This is a genomic window from Acetivibrio sp. (genome assembly GCF_035371925.1).
Classification (GTDB): Bacteria; Bacillota; Clostridia; order Acetivibrionales; family Acetivibrionaceae; genus Hungateiclostridium.
The window spans coordinates 24,448-44,086 of record NZ_DAORXT010000014.1; the positions used below are offsets into that span (position 1 = coordinate 24,448).

General features: G+C 39.8%; 9 protein-coding genes. 1 reads left to right on the top strand and 8 read right to left on the bottom strand.

Annotated elements, in window-relative coordinates; genetic code table 11:
• Window positions 1–36: 36 nt before the first annotated feature.
• From PLH43_RS03620 to PLH43_RS03655, 8 genes are all read right to left on the bottom strand, one after another.
• Window positions 37–5,796, bottom strand: a complete 5,760-nt coding sequence (locus tag PLH43_RS03620; RefSeq protein ID WP_324360182.1) for a hypothetical protein — start codon at window positions 5,794–5,796, stop codon at window positions 37–39.
• Between the two features lie 254 nt (window positions 5,797–6,050).
• On the bottom strand, window positions 6,051–6,665 hold the full coding sequence (locus PLH43_RS03625) for a response regulator transcription factor (protein ID WP_324360184.1): 615 nt from the start codon (window positions 6,663–6,665) through the stop codon (window positions 6,051–6,053).
• Entirely contained in the window at window positions 6,662–7,978 is a 1,317-nt protein-coding gene (locus PLH43_RS03630; RefSeq protein WP_324360200.1) for a histidine kinase N-terminal 7TM domain-containing protein, read from the bottom strand. The genes PLH43_RS03625 and PLH43_RS03630 overlap by 4 nt, the downstream gene beginning before the upstream one ends.
• 140 nt (window positions 7,979–8,118) lie before the next feature.
• Window positions 8,119–8,658: a hypothetical protein gene (locus PLH43_RS03635; protein WP_324360186.1), complete on the bottom strand. Its 540-nt coding sequence runs from the start codon at window positions 8,656–8,658 to the stop codon at window positions 8,119–8,121.
• Between the two features lie 199 nt (window positions 8,659–8,857).
• Window positions 8,858–10,261 carry a S8 family serine peptidase gene (locus tag PLH43_RS03640; protein WP_324360188.1) on the bottom strand — a complete coding sequence of 468 codons (1,404 nt, stop codon included), beginning with the start codon at window positions 10,259–10,261 and terminating at the stop codon, window positions 8,858–8,860.
• A gap of 172 nt (window positions 10,262–10,433) precedes the next feature.
• Window positions 10,434–16,655: an InlB B-repeat-containing protein gene (locus tag PLH43_RS03645; RefSeq protein ID WP_324360190.1), complete on the bottom strand. Its 6,222-nt coding sequence runs from the start codon at window positions 16,653–16,655 to the stop codon at window positions 10,434–10,436.
• Between the two features lie 21 nt (window positions 16,656–16,676).
• Entirely contained in the window at window positions 16,677–17,792 is a 1,116-nt protein-coding gene (locus PLH43_RS03650; protein WP_324360192.1) for an S-layer homology domain-containing protein, read from the bottom strand.
• 132 nt (window positions 17,793–17,924) lie between these two features.
• Complete coding sequence (locus PLH43_RS03655) at window positions 17,925–18,458, bottom strand: hypothetical protein (protein ID WP_324360194.1); 534 nt, start codon at window positions 18,456–18,458, stop codon at window positions 17,925–17,927.
• Window positions 18,459–18,876: 418 nt separating this feature from the next.
• On the opposite strand from PLH43_RS03655, the gene PLH43_RS03660 reads away from it, so the two are divergent.
• The gene (locus PLH43_RS03660; RefSeq protein ID WP_324360196.1) at window positions 18,877–19,617 is read left to right on the top strand and encodes a LytTR family DNA-binding domain-containing protein; all 741 of its coding nucleotides are present in this window, start codon (window positions 18,877–18,879) and stop codon (window positions 19,615–19,617) included.
• Window positions 19,618–19,639: the final 22 nt, after the last annotated feature.

Below are 19,639 nucleotides of genomic sequence, written 5' to 3' on the forward strand. Positions count from 1 at the left end.
GTCGGCACTTGCTTTTTTACTAAAGAATTGCAATATTTAATTATAATAATATGAATGATATAGCTGTCCATAATAATTATTGCCCCATGCCCATACCGTACCGTCGCTTTTTAATACCAAATAGTGGTCGGATCCTGCCGAAATTTTACTAACATTATTTAATCCTTCTACTTGTCTGGCTGTTCTTGAACTGTTTGCCCATGTCCACACAGTTCCGTCACTTTTCAATGCAAGGCTATATTCTTTACCTGCTGATATAGCGATAATACCGTCTAAATTTTCTATTTTTACAGTTTCTTTTCCGAAAGTCCATACAGTTCCATCACTTTTAAGTGCAATATTAATATTTTCTTTAGCTGCTATAGCCACTACGCCGCTTATATCTTTAACCTGCTCAGACTTGTCTCTTAAATACCATACGGTTCCATCACTTCTCAGTGCTAGCCTATAAGTCCCTACCGATATATCAACCACATTATTCAAATCGGTAAATTTAGTGATTTTACCACTCCATCCCCATACAGTTCCGTCATTTTTCAATGCCAAATTATAGTTATTCCCTGTTGCAACAGCCACTACATCGTAAATGCCCTTAACTTGTTTTGGAATTGTACTGGTTTTGGTTGAACCATCGCCCAGCAATCCTTCACTATTACTCCCCCATGCCCATACCGTTCCATCCTTTTGAATATGCAGACTATTAGATTCAGCCGCCAAAGGAACAGATTTCAATATGCCGGTTTTTACTTTTAATTCGTTTCCTTCTTCCGAAAGATTGGAAGATTTGTCATAGGCCCTTACAATATATGTATGTGTAGTATTGTGAGGCACCGTCAAGTCTGTGTAACTTAAATCTTTTGTATCGCCAATCTTTTCTCCGTTTCTATAAACCTCATAACCTTCAACCCATAAGTTATATGTGGAAGCATCCCATTCCAGCGACACACTTGTAATCGTTTGAGAAGTTACCCTTAGATTCAAAGGAGCAGAAGGAGGCTCAGTATCATTCAACACAGTACTTTCTGCTTCGGATAGATTTCCTGGAGCATCAACAGCTATCACTTCATATACATAAATTTTATCCAATTCAGTTACAGTATCTTTATATGTCGTCCAAGTTGCAGTACCGATTTCCTGCCCGTTGCGGTAAATTTTGTACTCTGTAACTCTGTGCCCGTCAGATGATGCGCCCCAACTTAAAACGACACTTCCATTACTATTGATAGTTGCCGAAACATTTGTCGGCTTTGTTGGTGGGATAACATCTTTTGCTAAAACAGGTTTATTTGTATCGGTTCTTGTACCGTTTCCAAGCTGTCCATAACCATTATATCCCCATGCCAAAATATCGCCGTCTTCTTCCAAGGCCAGACTATGCCTTGAACCTGCCGATACAACCGTCGTATCCCTTGTATCCATTATCAATACTGGAGTATTTCTATTTGTTGTGGTACCGTCACCAAGCTGTCCATTATCATTGAGACCCCATGCCAAAACAGTACCAACACTTGTTATCGCTATACTATGAGCTCCACCTGCGTCTATAGATGATATATCCTTTAAGCCTTGTACCATAATAGGCTCTGTTTTGCTTATATTTGTTCCATCCCCAAGCTGTCCGTATGAATTACTTCCCCAAGCCCATACCGTTCCATCATTCTTTATTGCAAAGCTATAGTTACTGCCTGCTGCTACAAATCTAACATCACTAAGTCCCTCTATTTGGACAGGAAATATCTTATCTTCTTTTGAGCCATCTCCAAGCTGTCCAGACCAATTATCTCCCCAAGCCCATACAGTTCCATCGCTTTTTATGGCAAGACTATAGTTGCTGCCTGCTTCTATGTATATGACATCACTTAGTCCTTGTACTTGCACCGGTATCTCGCTATTTTTTGTGGTTCCGTTGCCAAGCTGCCCGTCTGAATTATATCCCCAGCTCCATACCGTTCCGTCTTTCTTTAGGGCAAGGCTGTGTAATCCTCCTGCTGCTATACTTTTAACATCATATAAATCTTTTACCTGAACGGGATTTGTTTTTGACGAACTTGTTCCGTCTCCAAGCTGTCCATTATTATTATTGCCCCAAGCCCATACTGTTCCATCGCTTTTTAAGGCAAGATAATGTCTCTCGCCTGCTGCTACAGAAATTACATCCCTCAATTGGCCAACCTGCTCAGCTACTGTGCGGTAATCATATCCCCACACCCATACCGTTCCATCATTCCGCAGAGCAATACTATTATTTCCTCCTGCCTCTATAGATACAAACCTAAACTTTTCTGTTGTTACACTCACCGTATTACTGTCTTTTGAATAGTTTCCCGAAAAGTCATAAGCTTTTACAGTGTATGTGTGGGTTGAATCGTGCGGAACATTCAAATCGGTATACTTTGTATCCTTTGTATTGCCAACCTTCTCTCCATCCCTATAGATCTCATATCCTTCAACCCATACATTGTCGGTGGAAGCCTGCCATTCCAATGAAACTGTAGTAACTGTCTGAGAAGTTACTATAAGGTTTACAGGAATAGACGGTGCTTCGGTATCGTTTACAACTGCAGTTGCAGCTTCCGACGTGTTCCCCGAACGGTCACAAGCTATTACTTTATATACATGGATTTTATCCAAATCAAGTCCTGTGTCTGTATAAGTAACATCAGGAACGGTCTGAATCTTAACACCATCACGGTATATATCATACCCTGTAACAATATCTCCATCTCTAGATGCAGTCCAACTGAGCACAATACTATTGTTGTCTATGACAGCAGCAAGGTTTGCCGGAGTTGTTGGCGGATCTTCATCCTTCGATAACACAGGTTCATATCTGTGAGTTGTAGTTCCATCACCAAGCCGTCCACTGTAATTATTCCCCCATGCCCATACTGTTCCATCCTTCTTCAGTACAAGACTGTGTGATTCTCCGGCTGCTATATCGCATACATTACTTAATTTAACTATAAGTACCGGTATATTACTGTCGTAAGAATTCGTTCCGTTTCCAAGCTGTCCATACCAGTTATCTCCCCATACCCATACTTCTCCTTCTTTATCTAATGCAATGCTGTGATTTGCACCGGCTGCAATTAAAGTTACAGCATCCAGATTCTTTACCTGAACAGGAGTGTTTTTTTGGTGATTTGTCCCATCTCCAAGTTGGCCATCGCTATTACGTCCCCATGTCCATACTGTTCCATCTTTTTTAAGGGCGATGTTATGATTCCCACCTGCTGCTATTGCAATTACATCGCTTAGTTCCAAAACCTGCACAGGCTTATCATGGTCTTTAGTAGTTCCATTACCAAGCTGTCCATTGTTATTATTGCCCCATGCCCATACTGTTCCATCGTCTTTTAGAGCAATACTATGATTTTCTCCTGCTGCTATTGCAATTACATTGCTTAAGTTATTGACCGTTACAGGTTTATTGCTGTTGTTCTTCGTTTCGTTTCCCAGTTGACCATATCCATTATATCCCCATGTCCAAACGGTTCCATCTTCTCTTAAAGCCATAACATGATGTTTCCCGGATGCTAAAGCAACTACTCCATACAAATCCTTAACCCTGGTCGGCACATTTTTATTACTATTTGATCCGTCTCCAAGCTGTCCATATGAATTATATCCCCATGCCCATACTGTTCCGTCATTCTTTAATGCAAAGCTGGTATTGCCCCCTGATGCTACAGCAACTACATCTTGTATCCCTTCAATATGTACAGCAGCAGTATATCTTGTATTTGTTCCATTTCCAAGCTGTCCATAGGAATTACTTCCCCACCCCCATACTGTTCCATCACTTTGCACATGTAAACTGTGTTCGCTGCCTCCAGCTAAAGGCACCGGTTTCAGTGATTTAGTTGTTACATTCACAACATTACTTGCTTCCGATAAGTTAGAAGATTTATCGAAAGCCTTTACAGTATATAAATGAGTTTTATTTTGAGGTACAGCCATATCCGTATATTCTGTATCTTTTGTTTCGCCAATTTTTTCGCCGTTCCTATATATCTCATATCCTTCCACCCAAAGGTTATCGGACGATGCCTCCCATTTAAGTGAAACTGTTGTAATTGTTTGGGAAACCAATGTAAGGTTAGAAGGTGCAGAAGGTGCTTCAGTATCATTTATAGCAACACGCTCTGCATCAGAAGTATTTCCTGAACGGTCAAAGGCTTTAACCTTATATATATGTATTTTATCCAACGCAATACCGGTATCGATACAAGTTGTTTGAGACACGGTATCAATCAAAGTGTCATCGCGATATATTTCATATCCTGTAACAATATCCCCATCTGTTGACGGCGACCAACTTAGAATTACCTTTTCTCCCTCAATGGAAGCTGACAGATTTGCCGGTTTTGTCGGTTTATCCTCATCTTTAGAAATAATAGGAGTATATTGGTCTCTTTTAGTTCCATTTCCCAGTTGACCGTAATCGTTACGACCCCATGCCCATACTGTTCCATCAGCTTTTAATGCAAGACTGTGACTTTCTCCTGCCGCTATTGCAATTACTCCGCTTAAATTCTCTACCTTTATAGGTTTGCTATTATTTGCAGTCATTCCATTTCCCAACTGTCCATACGCATTAGAACCCCATGCCCATACTGTTTTGTCATCTTTTAGCGCAAGATTATGACTTCCTCCGGCGGATATTGCAATAATTCCGCTTAATTCTTCTACCTTTTCCGGTTTTGAACTACCGTTAGATATCCACGACCATACTGTTCCATCGCTCATTAATGCAAGACTATAGCTGTCTCCTGCCGCTATAGCAGTTACTTCGCTTAAATTCTCTATTTCTACCGGTTTTGTAGTACCATTTCCTCCCCAGGCCCATACCGTTCCATCACCCTTTAGTGCAAGGCTGTAGTATTCTCTTGCTGATATAGCAATTACTCCATCTAAGCCTAATACTTTAGTCGGATATTCACAATATGAGGTAGTACCATTACCAAGCTGTCCTTTATCATTACCTCCCCAGGCCCATACTGTTCCGTCACTTTTCAATGCCAGACTAAAGTTCCGCCCGGCTGCTATTGCAATTACTCCCTCTTGTATTTTTACTGCCGGCATTTTCCCTGAATAATAACCGCTATTACTTACCCAATATGCACCCCACTCAAATACTTTTCCGTTATTATCCAAAGCAAGGCCCGTATAATCTCCTGCTGCTACAGCCACTATGTTATTCAAGTCTTTTATTTGCATAGAAACAGTCCTACCTACATTTGTACCGTCACCAAGCTGTCCGGAATTATTACCTCCCCAGGCCCACACTGTTCCATCACTTTTTACTTGTAAACTATAGCTGCCTTGAGAGTTAAAGCTGCTATTAGTACTGCTTGCAGCTAAAGGAACAGGTTTTATCATATTGGCGGTTTCCCCCAAACCATATACTTGTTCCGTAGCCAAAAGATTTTCTGCTTCTCCAAAAGGCAATAAAACAGCATCAAATCCCTCATCAGCTCCATAGACTTGGTCTATAACCGAAAATTGAATTGAATCTTCATAGAACCGATCATTTTTGTCATTTGAAATCCCTTCTTTGTCATTTCCATTACTTGATTGGCTTTCACCATAGCCAGGTAATAATGTTTCTTCAAAGGATTCTTCCTTTGACTTTCCCTCTTCTTCATTAAGCAATTGAGTATCGAGGGCGCTTAATGCCGATATTTGCGGCAAAAAATTATCCGCTCCTAAAGTTACCCCCTTAATCCCATATGCCTGTAAAGCTTGTCCAACCGCCATAACTATGATGATTAAAATGGACAAAAAACTCTTCAAATGCCTCCTTTTCACATTTTACCCCACCTTTTTGTATAATTAATAATGTTTATTTACAATAGAGCTAATTGTCGTCATGGTAAAATAATACTACAAGATATTTAGTACTTTCGTCCTATTTTTTATAAAATCTAATTAATTACGTTGATTATTTTGAAATTGCAAAAAATTAAAGGAATTATCCATGGCAGAATAATTCCTCACAATGATTTCTTCACTTAGAAAAAGTAACAAAAAAAGATTATTCTCACGCTCTACAGCAGATTTTCATTCGCACAGAACAGCATAAACGATACTATATTTTTAACACCAAGTTTTTTATAAATCTGAGTAATATGATTCTTTATATTTTGCTCAGATTTGTTCAGAATTTCGGCAATTTCACCAGAATCTTTTCCTTTTGCAAGGAGCTCAAATATTTCCAACTGTTTATTTGTTAAATTGTAATGTATTCTATATTTATCAAGCCTATTTTTAACATCATAAGTTGGATCAATCAGTTTTTCACCTGCAACAGTTCTTTTAACATAATCAATCAAAATATTTTTATCTGTACCTTTGAGAAGATATGAATCGGCTCCCTTTTTAAGAGCTTCTTCAAGTCTTTGATCTTTAAAAACCGTTAAGATCAATATTTTTATTCTCTTAAACTGTGCCTTTATTAGCTCCGTTGCTTCAATTCCACTCATACCATTGGGAAGCCCAATATCCATGAGCACCAAGTCCGGCAGTAATTCCCGGCACAATTTTACCGCTTCCCTTCCTTCTGAAGCATGCCCTACAACTTTTATTTCCGGATCACTTTCCAAACTATCCGAAATTAGCTGGTTAAACAGCTTCATATCCTCAACAACCAATACTCTTATCATGATACCAATACCTCTCTATAACACTCTTGAGTATACGGAAATATAATATTAATATAAAAACCTGCATTAACATCGGAATGACACTGGATTTTTCCTTTTATATTGGCAACTCTGTTTTCTATACTTGCAAGCTTTTTTATAACACTACAGCCTTTCCCGTCATCAATTATTCGCAAACTAATATTGCTTCCATCGTTCTTTAAAATGAAAAAGACATTTTTTGCTTCTCCATGCTTTATTGAATTAGTCAATGCTTCAGTACATATCATCGTAAGTTCTTTAGTGTATTGAGCATTGAAATTCAAATCTCCTTCATATGTAAAATGAATTTTTTCTATTGCTCCTGAAGCCTCATGTTTTTCAAAAACTTCTTCAAGTTGGACAATAATATTTCTATTATTATCTTTGGAATAGTTGTTGACTTCTATCTTTTTGCATATCTCTCTAAGAACCTCCAGAGCTTCTTTTGACTTATCGTGAACATCCTTAATTTTTTCTATTGTTCTCGTATCTATTTCATATTTCTCTTTCACGATATTCTCTGCCAATTTCTTTTCACTGTCATCCTTCACAGATACTATTACAGAATTTTCTAATTTTTCTTTCAATATAATTTCTATTGATGATTTTATCAAAACAATTATATTTCCGATCTTATCATGCATGTCCGACTTTATACGTGTATTTTCAATCTGTTTGGTTTTCTTATAGTTTTCTTTTTGAAGATTATAAAATTCAGTAATATCATAAAAGGTCATTACTTTCATAACAAGATTATTACTCTTATCAAATATTGGCGAAACCAATATGTCATAATACAAGCTTTTATTATATTCGAATCCTGTATATTTAATATAATCCGTTGTATTTTCCAGTTCTCTTAGAAAATCCGTTGCTTTATCGTTATTTATAAAACCAATTTTATATAGAAACTGTTCAATATTATCCGAATTTGCCGGTGCACCGAAATTTTGCTTAATTTTATGGTTGTAATTAATAATCTTGTTTTTGCCATCAATAAAAAGTGTAGCTTCCTGCAAGTTATCAAAAAATTCATATCCATAAGGCATTATTTCAAAAAAATCATAATAGTTTAGAGAAATTGATAAGACTATAAAGAAAATTGAAAAACTAATAAGCGTAAAGTCGATAAACTTAGGCTCTACAATTACTCCGTACATTTTTAATACATTTACAACAAACGGAATTAAGGTGCTACCTATCATTATGTAGTATTTTGCTCTTATACTTTTTGGCTCTTTCAGAGACTTTTTAATCAAAAGAGCTGAGCTGGCAATATATAATGATACCAGAAATTAAGACTGATTTGCACATCCAAAGAATTAATATTTTATCAAAATTTCAATTATGTGTTAAAATCAAAATAGCCAAAGCTTAAAATTGCTCTGGCTAAAATTGGTGGATTGCTTTATGAAATTGCCTTGCACTAGAATCAAGGATAGTCAGTCAGAACGGAAATTCCTTTAATAATTTGGGAGTCCATCTCTGTTACTAAGTCAATAATGACAAGCCCCTTTTGGAATCTTGTTCTAAGAATTCCTTCACGATATATATCTTCCATTGACTTTGTCCTTTTATATCCTCTTTGTTTAAGCTTTTCTGACGCTTGTTCAACACTGTCGCCTAAACGTATCCCAAAAACGTGATAGTCTCCACCGTTAATATTTATTTGTGTCAGTCGCCTGTCGCTTGCGTCTTTGGGAATCTTAAAATAATAGCCCCGAACATAACCGTCATCTGTTACTTTTGACCCAGGCATATCATCATTAAAATATTTGGCTTCTTCCTCTGAAAGTCCGGCAAATTCAAGGTATTCCATACCCATAAAGCTGTTAGCATTTATCGCTTGCGCTTCTTGTATTGTTTTTTCAACCAGCCTTATGTTTGCACTTTCTTTATATTTTACAAAAACCAGAGCACTTATTAATAAAAATAAACATGTTAAAACAGTAATCGCTATTGCCTTTTTCATAATTATTCTCCCCTAATCTCCATATTTATTTTAACTGGTATTTCATCTTGCATTAATTATTGCTTGCATACATTTACTTAGATAAAATATACCATAACCCACTATAAAAATCCATCCTTTTGATTATTATCCGAAAAACAAAGCTCATCTTCAAAGAATTCCGCCTGATATATTACATCCTATCAGAACTGCTTCTATTTTAATATCCTGCACCGATACTGTGATACAGATAAACCACAATATGGGCACGGGGTGCTTCCTGTATCGGATTAAAGTCGGTTTGAGCGGCGGTAAAGAAGCCGTGGGTATCCGCCCATGCCACCGCATCGGTGTAATAGTATTCACCCAGCCCTGATGCCAGCTCACTTCTTCCTGCAGCATCGGGCCGGTTTTTCGAACGCCACAAGAAAGTAATTATCTGTGCCTCACTACAAGGTTCGTGAGGGCTGAATGTTGTGTTCGAAGTACCTGAGGTAATCCCCCTCTCCAGTGCCCAGAGGACAGGCTTGTAAAAATAATCGGTTTTGGCCACATCGCTGAAAGGATTCTTTGTAATTCTCGGTTCAGGGCATCCCGCTGCCCGCCAGAGAAAGGTAACAGTCTGGGCACGGGTGCAGGTCATATCGGGAGAAAAAGTAGTGGTAGTGGTGCCACCGGTTATGCCGTTTTTCAGCGCCCACTCCACTGCATCCCGGTAGTAGGTATCCTGGGCCACATCACTAAAAGGCAACGGTTTTCCGCTTTCAGCCTTCAATTTCGCCATTGCCGCAGCCAAATCCACAATCCCCCATCCGGATTCTTCATCATAGCCCACAGCACCAATATCCCGGGCAGTATTGCACAAAAGCTGCCGAATCCGGTAAGGAGTCAGGGTCGGGTCGACAGTTAGCAGAGATGCAGCTGCGGCGCTGACCCAAGCAGTGGAATAGCTGGTGCCGTTTACTGTCACGGCTTCCCCTTTGGGATTAGATGTCTTTAGTTTTATGCCCGGTGCCAGTAAATCTACCCCGCTATGGCGGTTGGAAAAGATAGCAGGGCCATCTTCCGTAAGGTTGACTGTTCCGGCACAAAGCACAGTGGGAAAGGCACCCGGATAATAGGTCGTACCGTCTCCATCATTACCGGCACAGGAAACCACCAGTACTCCACGCTGTTCTGCCCATGCTACTGCATCCCGAAGGGCCGGGGTATCAACCTTCGCTCCGGAGCTGATGTTAATTATACGGCAATTATACACATCCACTGCATCTAGGATAATCTGTGCCAGCATTGGTAGGTCGCCTTTGACAGCCGCATCATTCCCGTTTTTGCTGTAATAGACCAGCGGTACCAGCGTTGCCTCTGGGCAAAGACCATTAACTCCTGCTTCTTCGCTACCCACAATGATGGCAGCAACGGCAGTACCATGACCGACGGTGTCCTCGGTATTAGCACCCGACAGAATGTAGTTGCGTCCCTCGTCCAGATTCTTTTCATCTATCGCAGCAGAGGAGATTCCGGTGTCAATGACGGCAATGCGCACCGGTTCAGACTCGGCAGCCAAAGCCGGTGAAGTCAAAAATATAGATATGATTAGTGTTGTAAAAAATAATCGCACTTTCATATACTCACCCTTCCCTTAAGAAAAATCTTTAGGCATCAAACCCTCACTTTTTTCTTCTTTCGCGACATTCAAAAGAAGTGGTTCAAAAACTCTTGGCATCGAGCCCTTCAGTTTTTCTTTTTTATTCCAAAAGCTTTAAAAGGCGGGGTCTCCCCCGCCTCAATTTAAAGCTTTACTGAACTGTAGCAAATATATACTTGTAGTTCCGATACTGATATTCTTCGGTCTGTGTTACAGATTCTGCATCTGTACCATCGTAGTCAATACCGCCAATATAGGTATTAACCGCTGTAAGGAAGCCTGTATAAGGAAAACTCGGATCACCGCTATATACCGCGCTATCATACCCATGTGCCTCCAAAGTAGCTTGGTTCAGGAATACCTTATATTTCATATCCAGTGGTCCAACGCACACACCATAGCTGCTGCCATTATTTCCAGCAGTACCTGCAAATACTTCCACTTTGAGTCCTTCAATTGTTAAGTGGGCTCCCGAGAGACCAACTCGAATTCCGCAGTTATATTGGGCTCCTCCTTGTCCGCTGGTGACAGTCAGAGTACCGGAACCTTCAATGTTTGCAATGCCGCCTATATAGATACCATATACATTGTTATTTGTAGAAAGATCATCAAATGTGTTTGTAACAGTACTATTACCTGTGTTAACAATAGTCATTGAATATGAAGTATAAATGGCTGCATTATTTGATGAGTAGTAACTTGTTCCTGATATCGTTGCGTTGTTAAGATACAGATTACCGGCATTAGAAATACTTCCGCTTGTAGTAACAACCGTTGAATTAGGATCAAATTGCACGCTTCCGGAACCGTCTCCAAGAATATCATTCATATTCTCAGTAGTTACTTTTATTCCGGCAACATAAATTGTCAAATTCGGATAAACACTTCCGGTAAAGCCTGTATCAGCCCAACAAGCATACAAGGTATGATTAGCAGCAAGCTCAACAACTGTTTCGCTGGTGACTTTAGTTCCACCACTTTTTGCTGTATACCATCCAAGGAAGAACTTATCGCCATTATTCGGAACAGGCAGCTCACCATAAGTCTCGCCTTCATATATATACTTGTCGGTTTGGCCAACCGTACCACCGTTGGCATCAAAGGTTACTGTATAGGTAGGTACATCATCCCATACAGCCACTAATATGATATCCTCTGCAGGCATGGTGGTAAAGGTATAATCCTCTCCATTTAACTGCCAGCCCACAAATTTAAATCCAGCTTTAGTTGGCGCTGTAGGTGCTTTAACTACTGTACCGTAAACCTGTGTAATAGTTGCCACTTCACTGCCGCCGTTACTGTCAAAAGTAATGGTGTATTGTTTTGCTGTCCAATTAGCAGTAAATGTGATATGTTCTGCAGGCATAGTCATGTTTACAGTATATCCGGACCATCCACTAAAGCTATATCCTGTTTTTGTAGGATTATTCACAGGGCTAGCAATTGTCGCACCGTACTTCACACTGCCAGTGGTTGCACCGGTAGTATCCACATCGCCGCCATTGCCATTCCATGTTACATTATAACTATTTCGTTTGTAATACAACTTTAACACCAAACTGCCATCTTCGGCAACAATACCGGATGAAACTGTGCCGCTTACATTAGGATCATAGGTAAATCCGGTATAACCCTTGGCATTTGCATTCACCACAGCTCCAGTCATTCCCTTCAAGTGATCAGTATCATCAGGCATTGAAGGATAGGTTCCGTCCAGTTTCTCCATATAGTATTCCACAGTATATGGAATATTGATATCAATCATCCATTCAGCAACCAGAGTGATATCTTCAGCTGGCATTGTTGTAAATGTGTAATCTACACCATTCAACTTCCAGCCAGCAAAAACATAACCTTCTTTGGTTGGATCTGCAGGAGCATTAACTACTGTACCGTAATCCTGCATAATTGCCGCTACTGCACTACCCCCATTGCTATCGAAAGTAATTTTATACTGATTTACCTTCCACTCAGCAGTAAATGTTATATCCTTCGCAGGCATAGTCATGTTATTATCATATCCCGACCATTCTTTAAAGGTATAACCTGTTTTTGTAGGATTATTTGTAGGGCTGATAATAGTCTCACCAAACTTCACGCTTCCTTTAGTTGCTCCTGTGGTGTCAACATTGCCACCATTACCATTCCATGTTAAATTGTAACTGTTTCGTTTGTAGTACAACTTCAATACTAAGCTGCCGTCTTCCTTAACTATGCCGGAGGAAATTGTACCGCTTACATTAGGATCATAGGTAAATCCGGTATAACCCTTGGCATTTGCGTTCACCACAGCTCCGGTGCTGCCGTTCAAATGATCTGTATCATCAGGAGTTGAATCATAGCTTCCGTTCAATTTCTCCATATAATGTTCTACAGTATATTGTATATTACTGAGAGCTGTCCACTCGGCAACCAGGGTGATATTTTCAGCAGGCATAGAAGTAAATGTATAATCTACGCCCTTCAGCTTCCAACCTGCAAAAGTATAACCTGCCTTAGTAGGTGCTGTAGGTTCTTTAACTACTGTACCGTAATCCTGTGTAATAGCCTCTACTGCACTCCCCCCGTTACTATCGAAAGTAATTTTATACTGATTCACCTTCCACTTAGCATGAAGGATAAGTGAAACATCGGGCATTGTTGCTTTATCCTCTAATGGTGCAGTCATCGCTTCATCCTTATACCATCCAACAAAGGAGTAACCGGTACGACTAGGTGTATCAGGCAACTTAATAGTTGTACCGTATATCACATCTCCGTCGGTATATTCTCCTGTCAGAGAATTTCCTCCATTCACATTCCATGACAGGCTATTAATATTACGATCATAGTATATCTCCACAACAGTGCTTCCGTCAGGCAAAATAGTCTTTTGGTCAAATTTCTTAGCTGTAAATCCGGTATATGTTCTTGCTTTGGCAGAAGTATATTGTCCTGTGGTTCCGAACATTCCATCCACCTGTTCCAGCTCATATTCTCCGTTCAGTTCTTGTTTATAGTGTTTCACTATATATTGCGTATCGGTCTTTTCTGTCCAAATTGCTGTGAAGGTAAGTGCATTTGCAGGCATCACATCAGGTATAGCAACATTCCAACCGGCAAAGTTGTAACCTTCTTTGGTAGGATTGAAGGGTTCTACAATGGCAGTACCATACGGCACCTTTAATGCAATGTCATTGCTTCCGTTGCCATACACGAATTTCAAATCATATAGGTTGCGATCATAGTAAATCGCAACAAAAGTAGAGCCGTCAGAAGCAATGGTTTGCTGTTTTACCGCTTGAGCTGTAAAACCTGTATAGTTCTTAGCAACAGCAGTAGTCTGTTCTCCCACTTTACCTGTCTGAGTTCTGTCGCTATCTATTAACACATACTGACCGTTCAAAGCCTTCTGGTAATGCTCTACAGTATATTTTACAGTGTTCGGTGTCCATTTGGCATATAGTGTGGTATTGCCCTTAGGCATTGCTGTAGCTGTAAAAGAATTCGATAAAGCTTTATCGGTATACCATCCGGCAAAGGTATAACCTACTCTTGTAGGTGCTGCAGGCATCTTACCGCCTAGAGCAGTTCCTGCAAGTAAACGTAACATCGGAACAGCTGAACCGCCATTTGAGTCAAAGGCAATAGTACCGGCATTTGCCTCATTGCTCCATTTGAGCTTGATAGTCCGGCTAAGTGTCTCAGAAGACTTAGACAATGATAAACCTTTCCATGTGATCTTCATTTCGCCGCTTTGAGTCACTTCACCGGAAGAAGTATTTACAGTAATCTGATTGTTAACAGGATTATATTTGAAAGCCGGGTTAGTCAAATCCACAACAAAGTATGCTTCATCATCTCCGTTATGGGCTGTATTTCTGTCGTAATTTTTGGTCTTATTCTTGAAGCCTTCCTCTGTATTCCCGGTCTTAATGTCCATCCAATACATATCAAAGACAGTTTTAGGTATGGTATAGGTATTTACATTTAAGATGTTATAGATCGGGTCTTCCTCATAGGCAAAGTCATAGACATTTTCCCTTTGTCCTGCCGACCACAATGGCCATTCTTTTGTATATATGGACGGAGTATAGGAATATTTACCGTTGAGGGCTTCGGCAATGAACTTCACATCCAAATATGCACCAATTTCGACAAGTAGTGCACCTGAATAGCTACTATTCTTTTGCCATGTGCCATTTGTTTTCCAGTTTTCCAAATGGTAATAGAAGTAGCCCCACATTCTAGCGTAGGCTCCCGTTTCAAACTGCAATCCAATGCCTGCCAGTTTTGTACTGAACAGCCCCATTGTAACCTTTACTCGTACACCGGCTCTTATACCGATAGTACCCATGACATATAAATCAAACTGATAGCCATTGGTGGATAAGTCGATGGTTTCGCTCTCCCCTTTCTTGCTTAAGAGAAGCAGAGTAAAGGAGTGACGCTTGAAGTTTTCGTATTGGAAGGTCATTCCAAGAGCTACATTTAGGTTTGCAGAAACCACAAAATCCACCTGAAGACCATAAGCCAAAACGTGGAGCGGATCTACCGCACTGCGTAAGTCTAAAAGTTTTGCTGATACCAAATCCACCCATTCTTCGTTGGCATCTTCCATAAATCTAGCATATTTCTCAGCTAGACCACCGCTTGCTGTACCCTCTTCTTCGGGAAGAAACTTCTCGACGTCATCCACTAATTGCTTGATGGATTGACTCAAGCTAAAGATTTTTTTGGTAGCTTCAGCTTCCCTGGCACTTTTTGGCCATGGCATACCCCAAGGTTCTTTTGCTTCCTTCAATTTAGCTGTAGCAGTAATACCAAGGCCTGTGTAGGTACCAAGGTCTAGGTTACCGGTCATACGATAGTCGGCAATATAAGGGATAATCCATTTCCATTTCCAAACGGCACCACCACTGACGTTGAAACCGAAAGTAAACTCCTGCTCAAAGAAAGCTGTTAGATCAACTTCCAAGACATTGTTGCTGCCTTTTTTCTGAATCTTGAACTTATAGTTTACCGCAACCTCCGCACGTAAGCCGGAACCTACAAGTTTCGGGTCAAAATGTACTGTTTTGGTTGAAATGCTGACAGAAAACTTCGGTTTCTTACCGTCCTGTTCCTTGTCTATGATATTGCCCATAAGCATCAATTCATTAGCACCTAGAGGTGTTCCGTCTGCATAAGTAATATCACAATCGGACAAGTCCAAGTCATCACCAAAGATCTCTCTAACCTCAGCCGTCTTGAGGGCTACCTTTGCAAGATATTCACCCGCTTCATCAAAGAAGTCACTCTCCCTCAACTGGGCTTCAATGATTTCTTGTATTTCATCCTTGTTTTCTTCAATAGCTCCCTCGAGTTGACTTTCGGAAACTTTAGTTTCGTCGTACAAATCCATGGCTGCCATAATTTGATCTTCTTCCACATCTTTATAGGTAATGGTAGTGGTACCGTCTCCATTAACTTTGATGGCTGTTATCACACCATAGGCTAAATCCTGTGCACCATTTTCACCAAATTCACCGGTAAAAAACACCAAGAAGTCGCCTACATCCACAGTGGTTTGGGAATTTAACCCCACACTTTCATATTTGGCATCTGAAAAGTTCAATTTACTGTTTTGGATATTCACCGATGTTCCATTATTGACCCAACCGGTAGTTCCGTCACCTGCATCCACATCAACAGGCAGCACATCAGGCATAAAGAGCACATCCTCAGCTTCTGCCTCTTCATAATAATAAGTACTGTCATCTATATCGATTATTTTCACATAAGCAACATCACCGTTATCCGTCTTGTTTTGAGTTCCTTTTTGTGGTTTTCTTTCTGTAGGTATGGTCCCGGAATAAACAGCAACAGTATCGCCTACCTGTATTTCTTCGCTGCCGTTGTATGTAAAGCTACCACTGCCATTACTTGCTGTATAGGTAGTATTACCCTGTTCATCGGTACTGGCAAGATACAAACCGGCATAGTCCATCAAACTCAAACCGTCTGATTCATTCAGATCACCCACAGGAATATACTTGATGCCACCATTTAGCTTCAAATTCATAGTACCGTTTTTCTCTATACTAAAATTGAAGAAACGAATCTTTGTAATATCATATCCGTCACCCATTGCTTTCAATCCATTAAAAGCATCTGCACTGTCATCATATATAACATCATCATTGAGCAACTCGATCTGATAAGTATGGCCTGGAGTAAATGCTCCACTTACAGCCGAAATGGTCCAAACGCCATTATTGTCTACCACTTTTATGTTCTCTATATTAACTGAGTCTTCCTCAGAAACCGACTCTTTGGGTGTTTTTTCAGGCGCGGTAATGTTACGGAACTTAAAATCAGTTCCCAGAATGGGCGCACTACCAGTTTTCTTCACCGATACGCTAAAATCGGCTTTTTAATCCATTGCACTTACGAAGTCGGGTATACCATCTTCATCTAAAGCGATGCCATCGGTAAGGCGTGCATAAAGTGTTAAATCGGAATTTAGTATATCATTGCCGTTTATAGGTTTGGTTTTTTGCTCATCATAATACCAACCTAAAAACACCTTTCCGGAAGGCATGGCCGGAATGGACAGGGTGCTTAGCAAAGTATCCTTTTTATAAACCTTCTCTTCCCTTGTTGAATCAATCACAAAGGTTACTTTATAATAAGTTGTCTTGTTTTGGTTTTGAGAGCCACCCGTATTCTTTCCTGTGTCGGAATCTTTCTCATTTTCATCGTTGCCGGAATCACCGGTAGAAGAATCCGGTGTTTCAGTACTCTGCCCGTTGTTCGGATCAACACTGACCCTGTCAGACGGAACTCCTGGCTCACTATACCAAGTTTCTACTGCTTTATCAGTACTCATACAAAGTGCTGCTGCCTGTGCACGGCTTGCATTGCCTTTAGGATTAAAGTTTGTGCCGTCGCCGGCCAAAATCCCGGTGTTCCAAAGCTTTAAAACCGCCTCCCGCGCCCATGGTGCTACAGTATCCAAATCTGCCGGGACAGTTGTAATATCGGCTCCAGTATCATAATCAACGCCAAAATTTTCAAAGTAGCGAACAAAAAACACTGCCATCTGCTCCCGGGTAACAAGACCGTTAGGATCAAATTTGCCGTTTCCGACACCGGCAGTGATACCGTGCTTAAATGCCCACTCCACATATGGGGCATAATAGGCATCTTTAGGTACATCGCCAAAGGAAGACTGTCCCTTGTATTTAGTCTGATCCACGCCGGCCATTCTCCCCAAAACGGTAACAAACATGGCTCGGGTCATTGTTCCGTCAGGACTAAAAGTATTTTCACCGGTACCGCTGAAAAATCCGTTTATGAATGAATATTGAACAGCATCATAGTACCAGCTCCCTTCCTTGACATCCGCGAAGGGATTCTCAATCCTCTTCTGCCACTCTGTATTTACCGATGTACTAACATTATCAGTTGCAGCAGACATTGCCCCCGCAGGAAGCATTGTGAATAACATAGCCACTAGAAGAAAAATAGATATAAATCGTTTTCCCATTGCAACCTTCCTTTCAAGTTTTTTCGACACATTGTAAATACAAAACTTCGTTTTAAACGTTCAGATACACCATCTCTTAGGGTATCTGAACATTTTGAATGTTGTGTGTATTAGTAGCGATTAAATAAGAGATTACTCCAAAGAAATGCTGTTGATAATAGTGTCCAAGTTAGTTTCCAGCGAGGTGTTGACCCCTGTATTATACGTAAAGACAATCTCTTGCTCGCATGCTTGACCGTCCACGGTAAAGAATAGATTGATATAGCAAACGGTATTGTTGTTATTGCTCGAGTTATCGTCTCCTGTAAACAAGAAGTACACAGCATCTGTTCCCCCAATGGTGGCAGCATTGTCAAATTTCAACACATTAACGTTGGAATAGGAGTCTTTTACCAATTCAACCATATAGTCTCTAGTAATCTCTTTAATACTTACAACCTGCTCAATAATAGGAGTTATAACAATACTGGCACCTTCAGCTTTTGCAACAGTAAAACCTTCAAAATCTTCAAATTCGGTAAAATCACTGGGAACAAGCAAACTCGTGAAATTTGCTTCTTTCCTGACAAGTGTAACATCTGAGGCTGCCAATCCTGTGTTTCCACCACAAGCCGCAAAGTTTAGTGCAAAAACCAGTGCTAAAATAAGTGCTGATAATCTTTTCATGTAAAATTCTCCTCTCGTATAGTATAATCTCATTCACAACATGCCTGTGTTGGTGAATTAATTATTTCAATTTCCAGTACTTAACTGGAAAAATTTTCTACAATATTGCAAGAAATTAAATTTCTTTTTGTCTAAGCAGGAATATAAAAACTGTGACCATTCATAGGCCACTCGTTATGTGAATTTGTAATTTTATCCGGTGTGCAAAATAATTTTGATTTCTTTAATATCACGTTGAGATATTTCCGAAATAATATATGTTAACTTGTATAATAAAAAATCTTTATCAAATTAATTGTATCAGTTACCGTTGAAGAAAAAATAAATTTTTCATGAATCATATTTTTTTTGACATGAAATAGTGCAGTGCATCCAACTTCTGTGCAAAAATGAATAATGAGAAAACGGAGGAATATTCATGCTGCAGATTGCTCTTTGTGACGACAATATGAACGACCTGTCCAATATGGTACATCTCTTGGATGAATATAAATCATCAAAGCATTTGAATTTTGAATACACAGTTTTTTCAAACGGATTTGAGCTGACTTCTGCTCTAGATAAGGGCAAGCTGTTTGATATATATTGCCTGGATATTATGATGCCTGGTTTTACAGGTATTGATTTGGCAAATGAAATCCGTGATTTTGACAAAATCGCCCCGATTTTATTTTTTACCTCATCGTCTGAATTTGCCTTGGAAAGTTATTCCGTGAGGGCCACTGACTATGTATTAAAGCCTGTCTCGAAAGAGAAATTGTTTTTAACTTTTGATGAACTTTTAGAACAGATAGAAGCACAAAGAAAGGAAAATGCGATTATTGTAAAAAGCAGCGATGGCATCCAAAAAATATTAATTTCAAATATAGTTTATGCAGAGGTAATTGGAAGAAATGTGTTGTATCACTTGATATCCGGTAAGGTAATTGAATGCACGGAATCCTTTTCTGCCGTCTGCAGCACTCTTTTAAAATATGAATGTTTTATCAAAACTCATCGCTCGTATATTGTGAATATGCAGTATATAGATATTATAGATAATCATAAAGTGACCCTGCAAACCCTTGATTCTGTTCCTATTGCCCAAGGGAAAGCAAAAGAAATCAAACAACAATATCTGAATTATCAAATGGAGCATTCCTGTAATGAAACAAAATGATCTTTGAAAAAGAAGATGCCAG

What these genes read in the sequence shown, in the direction of transcription:
- PLH43_RS03625 (WP_324360184.1), bottom strand. Translation starts at nt 6,665, where the DNA reads ATGATAAGAGTATTGGTTGTTGAGGATATGAAGCTGTTTAACCAGCTA.
- PLH43_RS03640 (WP_324360188.1), bottom strand. Translation starts at nt 10,261, where the DNA reads ATGAAAGTGCGATTATTTTTTACAACACTAATCATATCTATATTTTTG.
- PLH43_RS03650 (WP_324360192.1), bottom strand. Translation starts at nt 17,792, where the DNA reads ATGGGAAAACGATTTATATCTATTTTTCTTCTAGTGGCTATGTTATTC.
- PLH43_RS03635 (WP_324360186.1), bottom strand. Translation starts at nt 8,658, where the DNA reads ATGAAAAAGGCAATAGCGATTACTGTTTTAACATGTTTATTTTTATTA.
- PLH43_RS03655 (WP_324360194.1), bottom strand. Translation starts at nt 18,458, where the DNA reads ATGAAAAGATTATCAGCACTTATTTTAGCACTGGTTTTTGCACTAAAC.
- PLH43_RS03660 (WP_324360196.1), top strand. Translation starts at nt 18,877, where the DNA reads ATGCTGCAGATTGCTCTTTGTGACGACAATATGAACGACCTGTCCAAT.